Source organism: Dyella sp. S184 (assembly GCF_009766065.1).
In the GTDB taxonomy this organism is placed as follows: Bacteria; Pseudomonadota; Gammaproteobacteria; order Xanthomonadales; family Rhodanobacteraceae; genus Rhodanobacter.
In genome coordinates this window covers 1,229,922-1,232,307 of record NZ_LMUE01000002.1, presented here as the reverse complement: position 1 = coordinate 1,232,307, position 2,386 = coordinate 1,229,922, and the positions used below count along the sequence as shown (strand labels likewise).

General features: G+C 63.3%; 1 protein-coding gene and 1 pseudogene. Both read left to right on the top strand.

Annotated elements, in window-relative coordinates; genetic code table 11:
• A partial coding sequence (locus GSQ75_RS05460) for an autotransporter outer membrane beta-barrel domain-containing protein (protein ID WP_216840608.1) occupies positions 1-1,773 on the top strand: 1,773 nt, incomplete at its 5' end.
• A gap of 328 nt (positions 1,774-2,101) precedes the next feature.
• Positions 2,102-2,386: pseudogene (locus GSQ75_RS05455) on the top strand (hypothetical protein); the annotation flags it as partial.

Here is a 2,386-nt window from a genome sequence, read left to right as displayed (position 1 = left end):
AACGGCACCGGCAATTTCACGTTCACGAACTTTGCCGGCGGGACCTGGAATGCGGCCGGTATCTCCACCTTCGGTACGGGCAACGACTTCATCCGAAACGTCGGCACGATCCATCTCAACGGCAGCACGATCAGCCTCGGCAGCTTGGGTGCCCTCGGCAGCAACCGGTTCACCAACGCCGCCGGAGGGGTGATCACGGTCGCCGGCAGCAGCAGCATCACTATGGGTACGTCCACACCCAACACCTTCGAGAACAACGGCACGCTGAACTTCCAGAACGGCGTGGCCGGCGACACGCTGGCGATCGCCGGCAACTTCGGCGGCAACGGTGTGATCGACATGGACGTGAACGGCCTCCATGGCACCAGCGACCAGCTGGCCATTGCAGGGAACGTGCTGGCCGGTAGCGTGAACCGGGTCAACGTGGACCTGTTGACCGATCCCACGTCCGCTTCGACCCTCATTCCGCTGATCACGGTGAGCGGTACCTCGGCGGCCGGTTCGTTCGTCCTGGGCACGGTGGTGCAGAACAAGAGCTTCCTGGATGTGCTGGTAAGCAAGAGCGGGGTGTTCTCGCTGAGCCTTACCGCCCCTGACGCGGCCGCATCAGCCTCAGACACACAGCTGACGCAGGCAACCGCATCACCGTCGGGCGCACGGCTGTTGCAGGCCACGTCCCTCACGGCAGGTACCTCCCTGGCCACGGCAAGCACATTGACGGCAAGCACATCAACGGCCAGTCCATCGACCGCCAGCACCCCGATGACAGCCTCGTCCCTGGGTGTCGTACAGACCGCATCGAACGCGGTGCGACCGGCCTTCGGGTTTGAAGAGAGTGTGGCGGGCCTGAGTGATCTGGGCACGCTGGCTGCATCGACCGCCCCGGGTGTGCAGAGTCTGATGAACAGTCAGATCGGCACCCTGGAAGATCGGATGGGCGCGGTGAGCCAGACGATCAAGGGCGGCTTCAGTGTGTGGACGCGTGCGTTCGCGGACAGCGGCACGGTGGACCCGGGGCATTCGGCGGGCAACTTCGGCCAGAACGGCAACTTCGGGTTTGACCAGAGCAATTCCGGTGCGGAACTGGGGCTGGACTTTGCGCTCTCCGACGAGTTCAAGGCCGGTGCGCTGTTCGCCAAGTCGCAAGCGAACCAGTCGCTCGATGGCAACCCGGCCGACTCGGGCAAGATCACCGGCGACACCAGCGGCCTGTACGGCACGTGGATCTCGACCAGTGGCTTCTACGTGGATGGGTCCTACCGCTGGATGACCTTCAATGATCGCCTGCATGCGCCCACCGGTTACGCCTCGATCCATGGCAATGCCGATGCGTTCAACCTGGAACTGGGCAAGACGTGGACGCTGCAGAACGGTCTGCAGATCGCCCCGCAGTTCCAGTACACGCTGACCAAGGTGGACAACATCAACGCGCAGACCGGCAGTCTGGCCGGCTTCCAGTCCAGTGGCGACGACGCCTCCCGCGCGCGTTTGGGTGTGATGTTCAGCAAGGCGTACACGCCGGCCAGCAGTCACGCGGTATGGATGCCGTATGCGTCGTTGTCAGCGGTGCAGGAGCTGGACGGGAAGAACAGCTACTCGGTCAACGACACGTTCTTCGGCCAGACCAACACCAAGGGCACGAGTGTGCTGGCCGAGACCGGCGTCAACGTGCAGATCGGCAAGCTGGCGCTGTACGGCGGGTTGAACTGGCAGGACGGTGGGGCGTTGAAGAGCTTCTTCGGCGGCCAGGTCGGGTTGCGCTATACCTTCTAGGCCGATGGGAAAGAACCCTGTGTAAGTGAGTGTGTTGTAGAAGTGTGAATGTGCAAGGTGTGAGGGAGAAACCCGGCGAGCGCCCCGCCGCCGGGTTTTCTTTTATCGGCATCCAAAAATCCGAGGCGCCGTGCAGCCGACACCTCGGCTCGAAAGACGCGTAGACACGGCGGTAGACGATCGACGCGCATACTGAGCACGTTACCGCGAGTCAATCAGCAACAGGCAGCCCGAAGTGGGCGCATGGATAACCACGTACGGATCTGGCGCGCGAGCGCTATGCAACTGGCGGTGGTGCACAAGCAGTTACCGGAATGAGGAGAGTGACGTGGCAAGCAAAGATCAAGCGTCCGATACCGAGCTGCAAGAAGTCGGCAGCAAAGGCGAGATGGCGGTGGGCCTGCAGTCGGTAAGCGACGAGGCGGCTGCGTCAGCGGTCGAGGGTGCGCCAGACGCGCCTGCATCTACCGATGCCCCAGTCGTGCAGACGGCCCCGACGCCGCCACCGCAGGTCGTCGAAAAAAGCTGCTCGCGCGGCCTGGCCGCCTGGCTGGCCAGCAGCAACCTGTCTCTGGCGATTTCGTCCTACCAGACGGGCCGGGTCTACCTCGTC